We start from the raw sequence: 16,608 nt of genomic DNA, 5'->3' as shown, positions 1-16,608 counted from the left end.
GCCGGAAATCGGCGCACCAAGACGGACATCGATACGTCCTGTCGAAGAACTGAATGCCCTACTATCCAGCCTTAACACAGCCCCCTGGGCCAGTCAATGAAAGCGCTCCCCAAAGCGTTCCCATTCAAGTTTTTCCGCTTCCGCATCTCGTCACCTAGAATTCTTGTCATGGCAGGGCGAATCGAGGACTACGCCCTCATCGGAGACCTTGAGACGGCCGCTCTGGTCGGCAGGGACGGGGCGATCGACTGGATGTGCCTGCCCCGTTTCGACTCTCCCGCCTGTTTCGCCGCTCTCCTCGGCGATGAGGAAAACGGCCGGTGGCGGATCGCCCCGGCCGGCGGTTCCTCGCGGTTGTGTGATCACCGGGCATACCGCGGTGACACGCTGGTCCTGGACACGGTCTGGCACACGGCGGACGGTGCCGTGCGCGTGACCGACTTCATGCCTCCCCGCCAGGAGATTCCCCGTGTCGTACGCCTGCTGGAAGGGCTGGCGGGCCGGGTCGAGATGTGCGGGGAACTGCGGCTGCGGTTCCTCAACGGGCGTGTGCTGCCATGGAGTCGGGGCGTGGACCCGCGCACGGTGGCCGCGGTCGCCGGACCGGACTCCGTACTCTTGAGTTGCGACGGATTTTCGCTGTGCGACGACGATGGCGCATGTTTCTCCGTCAGCAATTCCTGCATTCGCTCGCAGTTCACGCTCTCGGCCGGACAGCGAAGGGCATTCGTCCTCGACTGGAGCCCCTCTCACTTGCCGTCGAATCCGCGCGGGGACACCACCGGACTGCTGGCCGAGACGCAGGAATTCTGGGAACAGTGGACGGCGAAGTGCACCTATCAAGGTCCTCGGCGGGAAACGGTGATCCGGTCCCTCATCACACTGAAGGCACTGATTTACGCACCCACGGGAGGAATGGTGGCCGCCGTCACCACCTCACTGCCCGAATGCCTCGGAGGAGAACAGAATTGGGACTACCGGTTCTGCTGGCTCCGTGACTCCACCTTCACACTGTCCTGCCTCCTGCGCACCGGCTACCGCGACGAGGCCGTCGCGTGGCGGAACTGGCTGGCTCGTGCCGTGGCCGGCGAACCCGACGACCTCCAGCCGATGTACGGGGTGTCGGGCCAGCGGAGGCTGCCCGAGAAGCCGGCCGGCTGGCTCGACGGATACGAGGGCTCCCGGCCCGTCCGCCTCGGCAACGCAGCCGCCGATCACCTCCAACTCGACGTCTACGGCGAAGTGCTGAACACCATGTACGCCGCGGTGCGCGCGGGCGTACCCATCGACCACCACATGTGGCGCGTCGTCCGTTCGCTCATGGACCACCTGGAGCAGCACTGGCAGGAGCCCGACGTGGGACTCTGGGAAGTGCGCGGCCCGACACGGCACTTCGTGCACTCCCGGATCATGTCGTGGGTCGCCGCGGACCGGGCGCTGAGGATGGCGCGGATCGCGGGACTGCGGAGTTCGGCGGAGCGGTGGCGGGTGATGCGCCAGGCGATCCACGACGAGGTGTGCCGCGAGGGCTGGGACGCCGAGCAGCACAGCTTTGTGCAGTCGTACGGCTCGAGTCGCATCGACGCGTCCGCACTGCTGCTGCCCAAGCTCGGCTTCCTGCCTCCGGACGACCCCCGGGTCCACGGCACGCTGTCGGCCGTGGCCCGCACGCTCGGCGACCACGGCTTCCTGCGGCGCTACACCGACGGCGGCCGGGAAGGAGCCTTCCTCGTCTGCTCCTTGTGGTTCGCCGACGCCCTCATGGCGATCGGCCGCCGAGAGGAGGCGGACGAGGTGTTCGAGCGTGTACTGGACGCCCGCAACGACGTCGGCCTGCTCTCGGAGGAGTGGGACCCGGTCGCGCACCGCCAACTCGGCAACACTCCACAGGCATTCAGCCACGTCGGCCTCGTCAACACCGCTTTCGCCCTGCACGGTACGCGCCACGGGGCGCGGCGCTAGGCCTGTCGTCAAACCTAGTGCGGGGATTCGAAGAAAGCGGCCTGGTTCTTGCCTGCGGTTTTGGCTCTGTACAAGGCGGTGTCGGCGTCCCGCAGCGCTTCCGTGGGCGTGGTCGGCTCGGTGACGCTGCGTGCTCCGATACTGGTGGTCACTTGGATCGAACAGCCGTGGGTGAGGACGAACGGGTCTGTGAAGGCGTCGAGGAGCCGCGTGGTGTAGTCGTGCAGTGTCCTCGCGTCCACGCCTTCCACGAGGAGTGCGAATTCGTCTCCGCCGAGCCTGGCCACGAGGTCCTGGTCGCGCACCCTGCCCGTCAGCCGCCCGGCGACGTCGACCAGCAGTTCGTCGCCCGCCGGGTGTCCCAGCGTGTCGTTGACGTCTTTGAAGCCGTCGAGATCGAGCATCACCAGTCCGGCGGAGGAATTGGCGGAGCACCTGCCGAGAACGGACTCCAGGCGCTCATTGAGCAGCGCTCGGTTGGCCAGACCCGTCAACGGGTCGTGGGTCGCCTGATGGCTCAGCTGTTTTTGGAGATCTGTCTGTTCCCGCAGTGAGGCGGCGAGGGCAATGGCCCTGCCCTGGGCGTACTGAGCGAGGAACGCGACGCGCAGCACCAGCAGCAGTGACAGGCCCGCCATCATGCCCACGATCACTGTGACGTTCACGGGCTGGCTCCGGATGCCGCCGACATTGGCCAGCACGATGAGTGGCCCCATCAGGATGAGCGCGATCAGGATCGACAGACGCCGCCGGGGCAGTCTCTCCTGGCTCTTCGCCGGGAGCGCGGGCTGGGCGACGGACGAGTGCAGCGCCGCGGCCCCCAACAGGAGGGAGGAGAGCATCCATCCCATCTCGGACAGGTCCTCCGCGATCGCGGTTCCGGTCGTCGCCTGGGTCCCGTAGTAGAAGCCGTCGGCGGCGAGCAGGATCACCAACCATCCGACGCACAGAAGAAGCGACGGTGTGGGCGTGCTGATGGTGAGCATCAGTCGTGCGGCCATGGACAGCAGCATCAGGTCGGTGGCGGGATAGGCGATGGAGACGGCGAGCGGCCATGAGGACAGCTCGCTGCGCAGGTAGGGGCCGATGATGAACGCCCAGGACAGGATGGCGAACCCCAGCGTGACGATTCCCGCGTCCAGCAGGCCGGCCCAGTGAAGGCGGCCGGCCTGCTGCCGGGCCAGCATCACCAGACCCGCGGCGAGCAGCAGGTAGCTGCCCAGGAAGAGCATGTCGGCCACGCCCGGGAACGGAACCTCTTCGCCGCGGACCTGGTAGAGACCCCAGATCACGTCTGCCGCCGCGTACGGTGCCATACCCGCGGCGAACAGGTACCACGGAAGGGCCGACGACGGCTTGTTCCTGGCCACTCCCACTGCGATCGCAGGGACGACCGAGGCGGACACCAGCGCAGCCAGCATGTAGCGCGCCGGGGAGGAGGTGACCAGATAGGTGACGATCGCCGCGGTCCCTGCTGCCGCATACGCCCAGGGCACCGCATCGCGGCGGGAGAGCGGCAGGGGGTGAACCTTGTCCACAGTCCCTCCTTCCCCGCTGCCACCGGGAGGCGGAAAGCGGTTGGGCCTCATTGCGGTGCGTGGCCGGGAGGTTGGGAGCGGAGTGTCGCAAGGGTGCGGCAAGTGCGGTCAAGTTCGTCCTGGAGTCGGGGTGCGGTCCGGGCCAGTGGGGCCGGGTCCCCGGCCTCGGCGTGCTCCTCCAGCTCTGCGCAGCAGGCGGCGAGGCTGTGGGCTCCCATGTTGCCGGCAGCGCCTTTGAGGCTGTGGGCCTGCTCGGCGATCTCCGAGGTGTCGTTGCGGTCCAACGCGTGGAAGAGTGCGCTGGTCATGTCGGGTGCCCGGGCGAGGAAGCGGTCCACCATCCGGTCCACCAGTTCATGCTCGGCGGGGGTGCCGCCGCCTCGCAGTTCGTTCAGCCGCTCCTCGACGGAGGCGCGCAGGTCCTCACTGTCTGCCGGCGGGCGGGCGGGGTGTGCCCAGCGGGCGAGAGTCTGTTCCAGCTCTTCGGCGCTGACGGGTTTGGAGATGTAGTCGTCCATGCCCGCGGCCAGACAGCGGTCCCGGTCCTCGGACATGGCGCTGGCGGTCATGGCGATCACCGGCAGGTGACGGTCGCTGGCCCGTTCCCGGCGGCGCAGCTCCCGGGTGGCGGTGTAGCCGTCCATCCGAGGCATCTGGCAGTCCATCAGTACGGCCTGGTAGCGAGGTTCCGCGTGTGCCTCGGTCAGTTGCAGTGCCTGGACGCCGTCGGAGGCGATGTCGGCGCTGTAGCCGAGGCCGGTGAGGATGCCTTGCGCCACCATCTGGTTGATCTCGTTGTCCTCCACCAGCAGCAGATGGCCGCGGTTGGCCTGCGGGGCTGCGGAAGGGGCCGGTGCCGGTGTCGGTGCCGGTGCTGAAATGGCTACCGACGGCCTCTGGGTGATGAGTTCGACCATGGCGTCCACGAGCTGCGACTGCGAGACGGGCTTGGGCAGACACCGGGCGATGCCGGCCGCGGTCAGTTCGGCGGCAGGCAGCGGTGCGCTGGAGCTGAGCATCAGCAGCCGTACCCGGCACAGGCTCCGGTCCGTGGTGATCCGGCGGGCAAGTTCCAGGCCGTCCATGTCGGGCATCTGCATGTCCAGCAGGGCCAGGTCGAAGGCGCGGCCTGCGGCTGCCGCCTCGTGCAGGGCCACCAGGGCCTGGGGGGCGCCGGCGACCGAGGTCGGGTGCATGTGCCACCTGCGCAGCTGGGCGTCGAGGATCAGCCGGTTGGTGTCGTTGTCATCGACGACCAGCACCCGCAGCCCGCGCAGCACGACGGGCTGGACAGGCACTGCGGGTTGCTGGGGCCTGTCGGGTGTCCGAGCCGGCACGGTGAAGTAGAAGGTGCTGCCCTGTCCGAGTCGGCTGGTGACGCCGATGGAGCCGCCCATGGTCTCGGTGAGCCTGCGGCAGATGGCCAGCCCGAGACCGGTGCCTCCGTAGCGGCGGGTGGTGGAGGCGTCCGCCTGGGAGAAAGCGTCGAACATTCGCTCCTGGTCGGCCTCGGCGATGCCGATTCCGGTGTCGGACACCTCGAAGCGCAGCAACGGCGTGCTCGCCGCGGAGGGCCGGTCGGCAGCCGGGCGCGCACGCAGGACGACCTCGCCGGATTCGGTGAACTTCACCGCGTTGGACGCCAGATTGAGCAGGACCTGCCGCAGCCGCCCGGCATCCCCGAGCACGGTCGCGGGCAGGTCGGGATGGCAGTCGCTGAGCAGTTCCAGCCCCTTGGCCTGGGGAGTCTGCGCCATGAGCGAGGCGACCTCCTCCACCAGCGACTGGGGGCTGAAGGCGACCTCGTCCAGTTCGAGCTTGCCGGCCTCCAGCTTGGAGAAGTCCAGAATGTCGTTGATCAGTGACAGCAGTGCCGAGCCGGCGGCCTGAATGCCCTCCGCGTAGCGGCGCTGCTCGGCATCCAGCGCGGTGTCCAGCAACAGGTTGCTCAGCCCGATGACCCCGTTCATGGGGGTACGGATCTCATGGCTCATGGAGGCGACGAACTGCGACTTCGCCTGAGACGCGGCGATGGCCTGGTCGCGGGCCTCCGCCAGGGCTGCTCCGGCCTGCTTGCGCTCGCTGATGTCGCGGACGAAGGCGTTGAAGCAGCGCGCCTTCGCCGACTTCAGCGGCCACACCTCCAGTTCGACCGGTATCTCGTGGCCGTCCCGGTGCAGAGCTTCGAGTTCGACCCGGCGGCCCAGCACATGAGCCTCCCCGCCGGCCAGTACCCGCCGCAGGCCGGCCGGGTGCGCGGCGCGGTATCGCTCAGGGATGATCGTCTCCGTCAGCGGCCGGCCCATCGCCTCGCGGTGGCTGAACCCGAACAGCCTCTCCGCGCTCGGGTTCCAGTCGATGACCAGGCCGTCCTCGTCGATGGAGACGAAGGCGTCCCGGGCTGTATCGATGACCGATCGTGCCTGATCCTGCAGCAGCCGCAGCGCTTCCTCCCGGCGCCGCTGTCCCTCCGCCTCGCGGAGGAACCCGCGCACTTCGAGCGGCTCGCCTGCCGCGTCCCGCACCACCCAGGACGTGGTCTCCGTCCACAGCCAGTGCCGGTCGGGATGCCGTAGACGCAGACACACCACCACCCGCCCGCCGCGGTGCAGATCCCGCTCCGCCCCCTCGAAGTCCTCCAGATCGCCCGGGTGCACCCAGGACTCCACCGACGTCCCCACGAGCTCCTCGACCGGTCGGCCGAGCAATGCCTGCCCCGCGGCGGACACCTCCTGGTAGACGCCGTCGAGCGTCCGGCGGAAGACCATGTCCGGAGAGTTCTTCGCCAGCAGCCGAAACCGCTCCTCGTCGTCTGCCGCGTACTGTCTCGACGGGTCTGTGGGCTCCATACGTCCGCCTCCACATGTGATGCCCGACCACAAGGCGGGCCAGGACTTCCGACAGACGGCCTCGACGGCTTTCGCTCGACGTCGCGGAACGGGCGGGTGCTCACCAGTGTCCGGTCGCGGATGCGCCACCTCGGACCACGAGGCCACACGCCCACACGGCGGCTGCCGCGACCCACGCCCCCACAGGGCGGAAATCAGGAGCAGACGTCCACAGGCCGACCGTGTGCGCGGTGCCGCCTGCACCTCGGGCCACGGCTGATGACGGAGATCAAGCGATCCTCTCCAGGAACCGACGGACCCTTCCAGCGAAGGATGAACCACTGAAGATCGCAAATCGGGCCCGCGGTTCAGTCGACCTTGGCGTCGAAGATTCGGTTCCGTGCCGATCACGGCTGACGACGTGTTCGGCTCCCTTTCCTCGGACGAGGGCGCCCTGTCACCCTTCGCCGGCCCGGCCGCGCCGACCTCACGGCTGGTTTGCGCGCAGTTCTGTCTCGGTGTCGCCGAGGGGCTGCTCGCCGAAGCCCGCGAGTAGGGCAGGACCGTGGACTCCTCCTGGCCGCCGGCCTCGCGGCAGTCCTGGCCGGGCCGTCCGCCGCAGGACCCGTACGTGCTGACGGCTTACGGTGAACTCGCCGTCGCCGCACATGGCGCATCCGCTCTCGCCGACCAGGCGGTGGACGTCCCGATACGTGGCCTCGCACGAGGCGAGGACCTGAACGACGACGAGTGCGCGGAGATCGCCGTCCTCGCGGGCGCGGCAGAGACCGCCGCTTCTCGGGCCCCGCAGGAGATCACCACGCGTGCCCTGGACGCCATCGGCGCCCGCGCCGCCTCCTCGCGGCACGGATTCGACCGTTTCTGGCGCAACGCCCGGACGCACACCCTGCGCGAGCCCGTCGGCGACAGACTCCGCGAGGTCGGGAACTACTTCCTCAATGGAGCCCACCCACCGTTCACCCTCCCCTCGTGACCGCGCACCGATCCGGTGACAGTGGACCGTCGTACGCCGCAGTGGCGGATAATCGCGGCATGCGGATCTCGGCGAAGGCGGACTATGCGGTACGGGCGGCGTTGGAGCTGGCGGCGGCAGGTGAGGACACGTCGGTCAAGGCCGAGGCGATCGCTGTGGCGCAGGGCATCCCGCACAAGTTCCTGGAGGGCATTCTGGGCGACCTGCGCCGAGGCGGCCTTGTGGTCAGTCAGCGGGGTGGGAAAGGCGGTTACCGGCTGGCCCGCCCGGCGGACTCGATCGCCATCGCGGACGTGATCCGGGTGGCGGACGGACCCCTGGTGTCGGTACGGGGCGTGCGCCCGCCCGAGCTCTCCTACTGCGGCCCCGCGGAATCCCTGCTGCCGCTGTGGATCGCGGTACGCGCCAACGTTCGGAAGATCCTCGGCGAGGTCACCCTGGCAGATGTGGCCGCGGCCAAGCTGCCCGAGGAGGTCGTGGGCCTTGCCGAGGACCCCCGGGCCTGGACCAATCCCTAGCCACCAGCTATTTCGAACGCCGCCGCCGCTTCGCGCAGCGCCCGGGTCAGCCCGCGTTCCCGGCCTTCTCCATTCTGCGCGCCGAGGTTGTCCTCCCGTAGGGCGGACAACACCCTGGGGGCCAACACGGCCGCCGCCTACGCCGAACTGCCCGAGCCCCTGCGGGTGTTGGCGCAACCAGTGGACCACATGTCGACGAGCACACGGTGATCACCGTTCCGGTGCCGTACGACGAGTACCCGGGCCGCCGACACCTGCTGTCAGCCCATCGTTTCCGCCCTGGCGGCTGTACGGGAGTCAGTAGTCCAAGCTCGCGTCCCAGTCGTCGCGGCCCTGCGGTGTCAGGTCGAGGATGTGCCAGACGGGGGCCAGGAGGTCGATGCCGCGCTCGTCGATGTCGTCGGCCATACGTGGGTGGGCGGAGTAGAAATGGCGGACTGTGCCGTCGCCGTCGCGGGTGAAGACGGAGACCGTGGATTCCTGTTCGCCGTCCTTGTCCTCGCTGCCCAGGTCGTACTTGAACGTGCTGTCGCCGCAGCTCAGGAGCCGTAGCCGGTGCCAGCCGCGGTTGCGGGCGTGCTGCCGCAGGGCGGACGGTTCGGCGGCCGCGGCGATGACGAAGTCGGCGTTCTGGGCGATGTGGTGGGCGATGCCGTTGAAGCCGTCGATCCACAGGGTGCACATCGGGCAGGGATCGGTCTGCAGCTTGCCGTACATGAACTGGTAGACGATCAGCGGGCGGTCCGGGGTGGTGAACAGCCCGCTCAGGGTGACCTCGCGGACCGGTGTGTCGCCGGCGTCGAGGTCGGTGGGGCCCTCGATGAAGACGTAGTCGTCGACGGGCGGCCCCTGCGGGAGCGCCCGTCGCTGGGCCGCGACCTGCTCGCGGTGGCGCATGAGCTCGATCTCGGCCTGGCGCAGCTCTTCGCGGGCGGCGAGGTGGTCCGCTGATTCCCCGGCCAGTCTGGTGTACCGCAACATCGCGTCCTCCTGGGGTGGCCATCCCCCCGGCCCCAGTCCGGACCCCGAACTCCCAGCCCCCGCGTCCCCGAACCAGGCCTTCAAGTCTATGGCGGCTCTGACGCTCGCCGACAGTTGAGACCCCGTGAACCGATCCGTCTCGTGTGAGAGCTTGCAGCACGGAGCCACGCTCCGCCGATGAGATCCGCGCCTCGGTGCGGTCATAACGAGAAAGACCGTCCCGAGAGAAGAGACGAACCCATGAAGCTGACGACCATCACGAACGTCTCCGTCGACGGAGTGATGCAGGGACTCGGCGGGCCGGACGAGGACCGCGGGGACGGATTCGAGCGCGGCGGATGGGCTCTGCCGCTCTTCGACGACGAGGCCGAGACGTTTCTGGGCCAGGTCTACCAGCGCGCCGACGCGTTCCTGTTCGGCCGGCGGACCTACGAGATCTTTGCCGGCTACTGGGGAGCAATCGCAGATCCGGCCAACCCCATCGCGGCGGCGTTGAACACGCGGCCCAAGTACGTGGCATCGACCACGCTCACCGACCCGCAATGGGCGGACACGACCGTCCTCTCCGGTGACGTCGCGGCGGCCATCGGCGAGCTGAAAGCCAAGCCGGCGGGTGAGCTGCAGGTGCACGGCAGCGGCGCCCTGGTCCGCTGGCTGCTCGACAACCACCTGGTCGACGAGCTCATCCTGCTCACCTATCCCGTGGTCGTCGGCCAGGGCACGCGGCTGTTCCCCGCCACCGGCCCGGACACAGCACTTGAACTGGTCGACTCGCAGTCCACTTCGAAGGGAGTGACGATCCACGTCTACCGGCCCACCGGGAGGCCGCAGTACGCATCGGCCACGGCCGACTGAAGCACGTGACCTGGGTGCCGCGTTCAGTTGGCGAGGAAGCCCCACGTGCGGCGTGGCTGATCGCCCGGCACGCCGATCGGCGGCTCGACCTCAGGGCGCTCTCTCCCGCCGTCCGCCGGAAGCGTTCCGTACGGGCCACGGGGTGGCCGAGGTCGGCGGGTACTTGCTCGTGGGCGAACCGGTGGAAGTACCGCTGGGCCACGCCCAAGTAGAGGGCGTCGAGCGGGAGATGGAGAGCCGCGCCCGCGTGGTTGTTCCAAGACCCCCCTGCCCGCCCTTCCCCCGCTCCGGCTCAGTGCGCGCCCCCGGCGTGGCGCCGACCCCTCCGTGACCGGTGCCGCCGTCGAGGCGGTCCGCGCGCTGCTCGCCGCCTGCGAGACCGACTGGGCGGCCTGACCGCTTCGCGGGCCGGCGACGTCGGTTGCCGTCACACGCCGCACTTTCACGCCAGGCGCGGCGTCACGCCGGCACCTCGGTGACCGTGGGGAGAGTGAGGACGCCGTCGCCGAAGTCCACGACCGTACGGGTCGCGTCGGCCCAACGGACGGTGACGGTCAGGCCGTTCACCTCGGCGGTGGCCTGCCCTGCGAGCGGGGCCGGGTCGCCTTCGCCGGTGAGGGAGGCGAGCGCGGCGAACACCGTGTCCGCCGGGTCCTCGCCGACCCTTCCGGTGAGTTCGGGGACGAGGGCCCAAGGGCCGTATGCCGTGCCCTGCGGGGCGCGGAGAGTGCGTTGCGCCTGCCAGCCGTGCAGGCCGAGCAGTTGGCTGGTCACCTCCGGTCCGTCGAGACGCATCTCCGTGATCTGTTCGGCTTCTGTTTCGGCGGCAGACTCCGGCGAAAGGGCGACGGCCCAGCCGGTGTGGTGGATCGGCGTCCCGGCCGGTACGCCGACGGTGCGGTGGACGCGCAGTTCGAGCCTTCCGCGCGCCAGCGTCAGACTCTCGATCCGGGCCGAGGGCAGGACCGGGCCGTCCTCGGGGAAGACCGGCCGGTGCCAGGAAGCGAGCCAGTCGGGGCCTGCGGCAAGGGGGTTGATGCGGATACGGGCACTGCGGGTGCCGCGGACCGTCAGGGCGATGTGGTTGTCCGGGGCGTTGGCGGCGCTGGTCGGGCCGGTACGAGTGGAGTACGCGAGGCGGGCGTACAGCGGGTTGCCGGGGGCTCGCTCCGGCTCGCGCGAGTCGAGCTTGTAGCTGCCGTGGTTGTGCAGGCGCGCGAGACCGTCCCGGCCTGTGGTCTGGATGAGCAGTCCGGGAGCAGACAGGGTGAGTACCCGGTCATGGCCTTCGGAGGGCGCGCGCTCCTCGGCGGCCGTCCACACCGGGTCCTCGGGCGGGAGGAGCAGCGCGAGAAAGCCCTTGGAGGCCCAGTACGGGGAGCCGGGCCCCGAGTAGCGCTGGAGCGTCGCCTCGTGCGGCCCGTACCAGCCCAGGCTGAGGACGCCGTCCGCGGCGAGCGCGCCGCGGTCGAGGAAGTGGCGCAGCGCCCCGCTGAGGATGCGGCGGGTGACGCCGGGGGCGAGCGGCGTCTCGCCGGTGAGGGCGCCGAGGGCCACGGCGGCCACCGCCGCGAACCGGTAGGTCAGGGAGCGCCCGTGGTGGATGGGGGCGCCGTTCGCGTCGAAAAGCAGCGCGAAGCCTTCGAGGAACTCCCGCAGCCGCGGGCCGAGTTGGTCGAGCAATGACTGGTCCCCGGCGACGTGGGCGTGGAGCAGCGGGTACATGTGCAGGGCCCAGCCGTTGTAGTGGTCGAATGACCGGCCGTCGCCGTCGGAGTACCAGCCCTGCCCCTGGTACCAGCCGTCCAACAGGCCGAGTCCGCGCTCGATCGCGCGGCGCGTCTCGGCGTCGCCCCGCCCGGCGGACTCCAGGAAGCCCGCGACGGTCAGTGGGAAGAGGTACCAGTTGTTGGGGGCGGGCGTGTGCCTCAGCGCGCCGCGCAGCCACTGCTCCACGCGGTCCTGGTCGTCGGCGGGCAGCGTGTCCCAGGTCCACGGCGCGGTCAGCCGCAGGGCCAGCGCCACGGAGGCGGACTCCACCATGGGCTGGCCCTGGATGTTGTGGTGGCCGATCTCCGGCCAGGACTCGGCGTCGTCGCGGCCGGGGGTGCGGGTGCCGCGCGCGAGGCCTGCGGTGTAGCGCTCCAGGAAGCCGTGCGGGTCCTTGCCGGACGCTCCGGCCGTACGGAACGCGGCGAGCAGGAACGTACGGGCGAACCCCTCCAGACCGTCCGAGCGCACCCCGGACTTGGAGGGTGGGCCGGGCAGGTCGATCAGGGCCTGGCCGGGGGTGGCGTAGCGGAGGGCGGCCGTGAGCAGTCGGTCGGCGGCGGTTTCCCAGTGGGCGCGGGTGTAGCCGGTGTGTGGGCTGAGGCCGCGGTCTTCCGCGGGAAGGGAGGCGGGGAAGGGATGCGCGGGCATGGAGGGCCACGTCTCCTGTTCGTTCCGGTGTTTGTTCCGGCGGATGGGCTCAGGCGAGGCGGGCCAGATGTTCGGGCCGTACGGGATGGGCGAAGGGGCGGCCGAGGGCGTACGACTCGACCTCGGTCAGCGCCAGGTCCGCGAGGCGGCGGAGTTCGCTGCCCTTCGAACCGGCGATGTGCGGGGTGACGAGGACATTGGGGCAGTCGAACAGCGGTGAGTCGGCGGGCAGCACCTCCGGCTCGGTGACGTCCAGGATCGCGTGCAGCCGCCCGGACACCACCTCGTCGGTGAGCGCGACCTGGTCGACGACGGCGCCGCGCGCGGTGTTGATCAGCGTGCCGCCCGTGCGCAGCCGCGCCAGCAGGTCGCGGCCGATCAGGCCGCGGGTCTCGGGCAGCAGCGGCGTGTGCACGCTGACGACGTCACTCTGCTCGAACAGGTCCGGAAGCGGGACCGGGTGCGCGCCGAGAGCGCGTGCCTCGCTGGGTGTGACGTAGGGGTCGTGGAGCAGCACCGTCAGGTCGTGCGGACGGAGCAGGTCGATGACGCGGCGTCCGATGATCGAGGCGCTCAGGATGCCCACGGTCTTACGGTAGTTGCCCGCGTCGGGATGACGCTCGTTCCAGTCGATGCGGCGGCGCTCGGTGCGGTAGACGCGGGCGGTCTCCAGGACCCGCTTGTTGGCGAGCAGGATCATGGCGAGGGTGTACTCGGCGACCGGCACGGCGTTGGCCGCGGCGGCGGAGGACACCGCGAGGCCGCGCTCCCAGCACGCGGGGGTGATGTGGTGGCGCACGGTCCCGGCGGTGTGCACGACCGCGCGCAGCCGGGGCGCGGCGTCCAGGGCCGCCGCGTCGATGGGCGGGCAGCCCCAGCCGGTGACGAGCAGCTCGGCATCGGCCAGCGCGCGGTGCGCGGTGGGGGTGGTGAGGTCGTCGAGGACGAGGTCCGGGTCGATGTCGGTGAGGGCGGTCAGCCGGGCCCGTACGTCGGCGTCGAGGACCTGCTCCGCGGTCTTCTTCGCCATGGCCAGCACGGCGCGCGGGCGGGGCCGGTGGTCGAGGTCGGTCAATGCATGCTCCGTACGGGGCAACTGGCGCTCCATGTTGGTCACTTGACGCTTCCTGCGGTCAAACCGGACTTCCAGTAACGCTGCAGAGTGATGAACGCGACGATCAACGGGACGACGGCGAGCAGCGAGCCGATGACGACGAGCGGGTAGTACTCGGGGGAGACGGTGGCGGAGCTGTTCCAGGTGTACAGCCCGAGGCTGAGCGGATACAGGTGCTGGTCGGAGAGCATCACCATGGGCAGGAAGAAGTTGTTCCAGATGGCGGTGAGCTGGAAGAGGAAGACGGTGACGAATCCGGGGCCGAGCATGCGCAGGCTGACGCGCACGTAGGTCTGCAGTTCGCCCGCGCCGTCGACCCGCGACGCCTCCAGTACCTCGTTGGGTACGTAGCCGTTGCTGAGGATGCGGGCGAGGTAGACCCCGAAAGGGTTGAACAGGACGGGGATGAAGACCGCCCAGAAGGTGTTGACCAGGCCGATGCCGGAGGCCACCAGGTAGAGCGGGAGGGCCAGCACGGTCTGCGGGACCATGACACCGGTGAGGACGAGGCCGAACAGCTTCTCCTTGTGCCGGAACTCGTACTTGTCGAAGGCGTATCCGGCGGAGACGCTGATGAGGGAGCCGACCAGGGCGCCGACGACGGCATACAGCAGGCTGTTGAGATACCACTCGCGGTAGAGCCCGCCGTCCATGGCGAACAGGTCGGAGAGGTTGCTGACGAAGGAGAAGTCGCTCAGGGAAAGGATGTCGCTGCCGAAGAGGGCGTCGGCGTTCTTGGTGGAGGCGAGCAGTAGCCAGACCGTGGGCAGCATGGTGTAGAGGGCCGCGATCAGGACCACTGCGTTCGCGACGCCCCGGCTGGTCAGCCTTGAGCTGCCGAAAGGTCTGCCGAGCGGCTTGCCCGCGGGCTCTTGTGGGGTCGCGCGGGGCGTGGTGGGGGTCATGGTGGTCATCGCGCGCTCCGTTCCCTGCGGCCGGCCCAGCGCGTCACGGCGTACGACAGGGCACAGGTGACGACGAGGAGGATGACGGAGGCCGCGGAGGCCAGTCCGTAGTTGTTGCGGCGGAAGGCCGCGTCGAAGATGTACATGTTCGGTGTGAAGCGGGAGTTGACCATCGGTGTGGCCTGGTTCATCAGCATGGGCTCGGTGAACAGTTGGAGCGCCCCGATCAGCGAGAACATGCACACCATCACGACGGAACCCCTGATGATCGGCACCTTGACCATGAGCGCGGTGCGCATGCCGCCCGCTCCGTCGATCCGCGCCGCCTCGATCACCTCGCGCGGCAGGGCCTGGAGTGCGGCGTAGAAGATCACCATGTTGTAACCGAGGCCGCTCCAGAGGGCGATGTTGACGATCGACGGGAGCACGGTGTTCAGCCCCAGGAAGTCGATGGTGATGTCGGCCTGGGCGAAGAGCTTGATGACCGGGCTGAGCCCCGGGGTGTAGAGGTACAGCCAGATGACCGCCGCGATGATGCCGGGCACGGCGTGCGGCAGGTAGAGCAGCATCTGCGCGGTACGTCGCAGCCGCACCAGGCCCGAGTCGAGCAGCAGGGCGAGCGCGAGCGCTCCGACGACCACGGCGGGGACGAAGATCACGCAGTAGAGGAGGATGGCGCCGAACCCTGAGACGAAGCTCGGGTCGCTCAGGACCGCGAGGTAGCTGCGCAGTCCGGTGAAGACGGTCTCCCCGCCCCCGAAGCCGAGGCCGTCGTGGTCCTCGGAGAAGAAGCTGAGGCTGATGGCGTAGCCGACGGGTACGAGGAACACGGCGACGAGCAGGGCTGTGAAGGGCGCCAGCAGGGCGAACGCGGCGAGCTTCTGCTGCCGTTGTCCCGCTTTGCGGAGTGGTTTCGCGGGCGCGGCGGCGGAGGACGCCGTCGCTCTTGTCGAGGAGGTCACTGTGCTCACGGTGGACACGGCTCCAAGGACGTGAGGTGCGGCTGGGGTTCGGGGGTGCGCCGTCCCGGGGTGCGGCGGACGGGCAGGGGAGCGTCAGCGCTCGGTGACCGACAGGCCGAGGCTCTTCAGGTCGGGCATCGTCTTGCGTTGCGCTTCGCGGAGGGCGTCCAGGATGCTGCCGCTGCCGGCACCGGCCCGCGCGAGTCCGTCGTCACCGGAGCTGATCGTGGACACCATGCGCGGCCCCCACTTCCATCGGGGGTTGATCAGTTTGGCTTCCCTCTCGAAGAGGGAAAAGATGTCCTGGCCCGAGTAGTAGCTGGTGTCCATTTCCTTGCGGGCGACCGGGACCAGGTCGGGCACGGTCGGATACGCGCTGCTGATGCCGCTGGAGAGCTTGGCCTTCAGCGCGTCGGGGCTGGTGACCATCCAGGAGATGAACTCCAGCGCCTCCTTGGGATGGTTGCTGTCCTTGGTGACCATGAAGGTCGATCCGCCCTGTGTGCCCAGGGACGGCTTCTTCAGGTCCCACTGCGGGAAGGGCGCGATGGCCCATTTGCCCTTGCCGCCCGGCGTGGAGGCCATCATCGAGCCTGCCGCCCAGGCGCCGGCCAGCCAGCCGGCCGTCTCACCGCTTTGCAGATGCGCCCGCCACTGCTGGCTGGACGAGGGCTCGACACGCACCAGGTCGTCGTCGAGCAGGCGCTGCCAGTACGTGGCGACCTTGCGGGTGGGGGCGTCGTCCATGGAGACGCGCCAGGTCTCGCCGGTGGTGTCGTACCACTGGCCGCCGGCCTGCCAGGCCAGTCCGGCCATGGCGAGAGTGCCGCCGGTGGTGAAGAGACTGGCGATACGGGAACTGGGGTCGGCCTTCTTCAGCTTGCGGGCCGAACTCTCGAACTCCGCCCAGGTCTTGGGTACGGGAATGCCATGCTTGGTGAACAGGTCCTTGCGGTACAGGAAGACCGTGGGCTCGATGTCGACCGGCAGGGCGTAGGTGCGTCCTTCGAAGGTGGTGAGGTCCATCGCCTGCGGCAGTATCTTGCGGCGCACCGAGTCGGGCAGCATCGTCGTGATGTCCCGGGGCACGCCGTCGATGGCGTAGCTGGGCAGCTGTGGGTACTCGATGGTGGCGACGTCGGGGGCGTTTCCGGCGCGGGCCGCGTTGCTGAGCTTGGCCCAGCCGCCCTGATCGCCCGCGGGCACCTGCTCGAAGTCGACCTTGATCTTGGTGTGGGTGCGGTTGTACTCGTCCACGACCTCCTGGCTGCCGCGGAGGGCGGACCAGAAGGTGATGCGCACCGGCCCGCTGCCGGCAGTGTCACCGCTGTCGCCGGCGGAGCAGCCCGCCAGCAGCATGGCGAAGATCGTGAGCAGCGCCGCCCCAGCCCTGCGGGTCCATCGCATGAGCCCTCCCGCGTCCTTGCATGGATTACGGGCATCTTGAGCGGCAGATGAAAAAGGCGTCAATAGATCGAACAGAAGAAACTAAAACGGTCAAACGAACAATCGTCAGTCGGACAGTGACCC

Annotated in this window: 13 protein-coding genes; 5 read left to right on the top strand and 8 right to left on the bottom strand. The window is 69.2% G+C overall.

Annotated features, from left to right (window positions below; all coding sequences use genetic code 11):
• The first annotated feature begins 168 nt into the window (after positions 1–168).
• Positions 169–1,962 (top strand): glycoside hydrolase family 15 protein, encoded by a 1,794-nt coding sequence (locus ACFYO0_RS41485; RefSeq protein ID WP_388686730.1) that lies wholly within the window; start codon positions 169–171, stop codon positions 1,960–1,962.
• A gap of 14 nt (positions 1,963–1,976) precedes the next feature.
• Here ACFYO0_RS41485 and ACFYO0_RS41480 read toward each other — a convergent pair whose 3' ends face one another.
• Together ACFYO0_RS41480 and ACFYO0_RS41475 are read right to left on the bottom strand one after the other, a co-directional pair.
• Positions 1,977–3,500, bottom strand: coding sequence for a diguanylate cyclase domain-containing protein (locus tag ACFYO0_RS41480; protein ID WP_388686728.1), 1,524 nt, complete (start codon positions 3,498–3,500; stop codon positions 1,977–1,979).
• Between the two features lie 47 nt (positions 3,501–3,547).
• On the bottom strand, positions 3,548–6,349 hold the full coding sequence (locus ACFYO0_RS41475; RefSeq protein ID WP_388686726.1) for a response regulator: 2,802 nt from the start codon (positions 6,347–6,349) through the stop codon (positions 3,548–3,550).
• Between the two features lie 379 nt (positions 6,350–6,728).
• Between ACFYO0_RS41475 and ACFYO0_RS41470 the strand changes: the two genes are divergently transcribed.
• The 3 genes from ACFYO0_RS41470 to ACFYO0_RS41460 are packed head-to-tail and all read left to right on the top strand — an operon-like array spanning position 6,729 to position 7,840.
• Entirely contained in the window at positions 6,729–6,884 is a 156-nt protein-coding gene (locus tag ACFYO0_RS41470; protein ID WP_388686725.1) for a hypothetical protein, read from the top strand.
• Between the two features lie 9 nt (positions 6,885–6,893).
• Entirely contained in the window at positions 6,894–7,322 is a 429-nt protein-coding gene (locus ACFYO0_RS41465) for an acyl-CoA dehydrogenase family protein (RefSeq protein WP_388686724.1), read from the top strand.
• 59 nt (positions 7,323–7,381) lie between these two features.
• Positions 7,382–7,840 (top strand): RrF2 family transcriptional regulator, encoded by a 459-nt coding sequence (locus ACFYO0_RS41460; protein ID WP_388686774.1) that lies wholly within the window; start codon positions 7,382–7,384, stop codon positions 7,838–7,840.
• Between the two features lie 297 nt (positions 7,841–8,137).
• On the opposite strand, the gene ACFYO0_RS41455 is transcribed toward ACFYO0_RS41460, so the two are convergent.
• Complete coding sequence (locus ACFYO0_RS41455) at positions 8,138–8,821, bottom strand: DUF899 family protein (protein ID WP_388686722.1); 684 nt, start codon at positions 8,819–8,821, stop codon at positions 8,138–8,140.
• A gap of 240 nt (positions 8,822–9,061) precedes the next feature.
• On the opposite strand from ACFYO0_RS41455, the gene ACFYO0_RS41450 reads away from it, so the two are divergent.
• Positions 9,062–9,676: a dihydrofolate reductase family protein gene (locus ACFYO0_RS41450; RefSeq protein WP_388686721.1), complete on the top strand. Its 615-nt coding sequence runs from the start codon at positions 9,062–9,064 to the stop codon at positions 9,674–9,676.
• Positions 9,677–10,135: 459 nt separating this feature from the next.
• On the opposite strand, the gene ACFYO0_RS41445 is transcribed toward ACFYO0_RS41450, so the two are convergent.
• The 5 genes from ACFYO0_RS41445 to ACFYO0_RS41425 form a co-directional block, all read right to left on the bottom strand.
• A complete protein-coding gene (locus ACFYO0_RS41445; RefSeq protein WP_388686719.1) occupies positions 10,136–12,097 on the bottom strand; it encodes a DUF2264 domain-containing protein in 1,962 nt (653 codons plus the stop codon).
• 49 nt (positions 12,098–12,146) lie between these two features.
• Positions 12,147–13,205 carry a hydroxyacid dehydrogenase gene (locus ACFYO0_RS41440; protein WP_388686772.1) on the bottom strand — a complete coding sequence of 353 codons (1,059 nt, stop codon included), beginning with the start codon at positions 13,203–13,205 and terminating at the stop codon, positions 12,147–12,149.
• A 5-nt stretch (positions 13,206–13,210) separates the two neighbouring features.
• Complete coding sequence (locus tag ACFYO0_RS41435) at positions 13,211–14,125, bottom strand: carbohydrate ABC transporter permease (protein ID WP_388686717.1); 915 nt, start codon at positions 14,123–14,125, stop codon at positions 13,211–13,213.
• Complete coding sequence (locus ACFYO0_RS41430; protein WP_388686715.1) at positions 14,122–15,096, bottom strand: carbohydrate ABC transporter permease; 975 nt, start codon at positions 15,094–15,096, stop codon at positions 14,122–14,124. The genes ACFYO0_RS41435 and ACFYO0_RS41430 overlap by 4 nt, the downstream gene beginning before the upstream one ends.
• A 75-nt stretch (positions 15,097–15,171) precedes the next feature.
• Positions 15,172–16,485 (bottom strand): ABC transporter substrate-binding protein, encoded by a 1,314-nt coding sequence (locus ACFYO0_RS41425; RefSeq protein ID WP_388686714.1) that lies wholly within the window; start codon positions 16,483–16,485, stop codon positions 15,172–15,174.
• Positions 16,486–16,608 lie beyond the last annotated feature (123 nt).

Origin of the sequence: Streptomyces sp. NPDC006365, from assembly GCF_042870755.1 — a bacterium.
GTDB lineage: Bacteria > Actinomycetota > Actinomycetes > Streptomycetales > Streptomycetaceae > Streptomyces > Streptomyces xiangluensis.
This window is presented reverse-complemented; position numbering and strand designations above follow the sequence as displayed.

What these genes read in the sequence shown, in the direction of transcription:
- ACFYO0_RS41435 (WP_388686717.1), bottom strand. Translation starts at nt 14,125, where the DNA reads ATGACCACCATGACCCCCACCACGCCCCGCGCGACCCCACAAGAGCCC.
- ACFYO0_RS41445 (WP_388686719.1), bottom strand. Translation starts at nt 12,097, where the DNA reads ATGCCCGCGCATCCCTTCCCCGCCTCCCTTCCCGCGGAAGACCGCGGC.
- ACFYO0_RS41485 (WP_388686730.1), top strand. Translation starts at nt 169, where the DNA reads ATGGCAGGGCGAATCGAGGACTACGCCCTCATCGGAGACCTTGAGACG.
- ACFYO0_RS41440 (WP_388686772.1), bottom strand. Translation starts at nt 13,205, where the DNA reads ATGGAGCGCCAGTTGCCCCGTACGGAGCATGCATTGACCGACCTCGAC.
- ACFYO0_RS41460 (WP_388686774.1), top strand. Translation starts at nt 7,382, where the DNA reads ATGCGGATCTCGGCGAAGGCGGACTATGCGGTACGGGCGGCGTTGGAG.
- ACFYO0_RS41455 (WP_388686722.1), bottom strand. Translation starts at nt 8,821, where the DNA reads ATGTTGCGGTACACCAGACTGGCCGGGGAATCAGCGGACCACCTCGCC.
- ACFYO0_RS41475 (WP_388686726.1), bottom strand. Translation starts at nt 6,349, where the DNA reads ATGGAGCCCACAGACCCGTCGAGACAGTACGCGGCAGACGACGAGGAG.
- ACFYO0_RS41425 (WP_388686714.1), bottom strand. Translation starts at nt 16,485, where the DNA reads ATGCGATGGACCCGCAGGGCTGGGGCGGCGCTGCTCACGATCTTCGCC.
- ACFYO0_RS41450 (WP_388686721.1), top strand. Translation starts at nt 9,062, where the DNA reads ATGAAGCTGACGACCATCACGAACGTCTCCGTCGACGGAGTGATGCAG.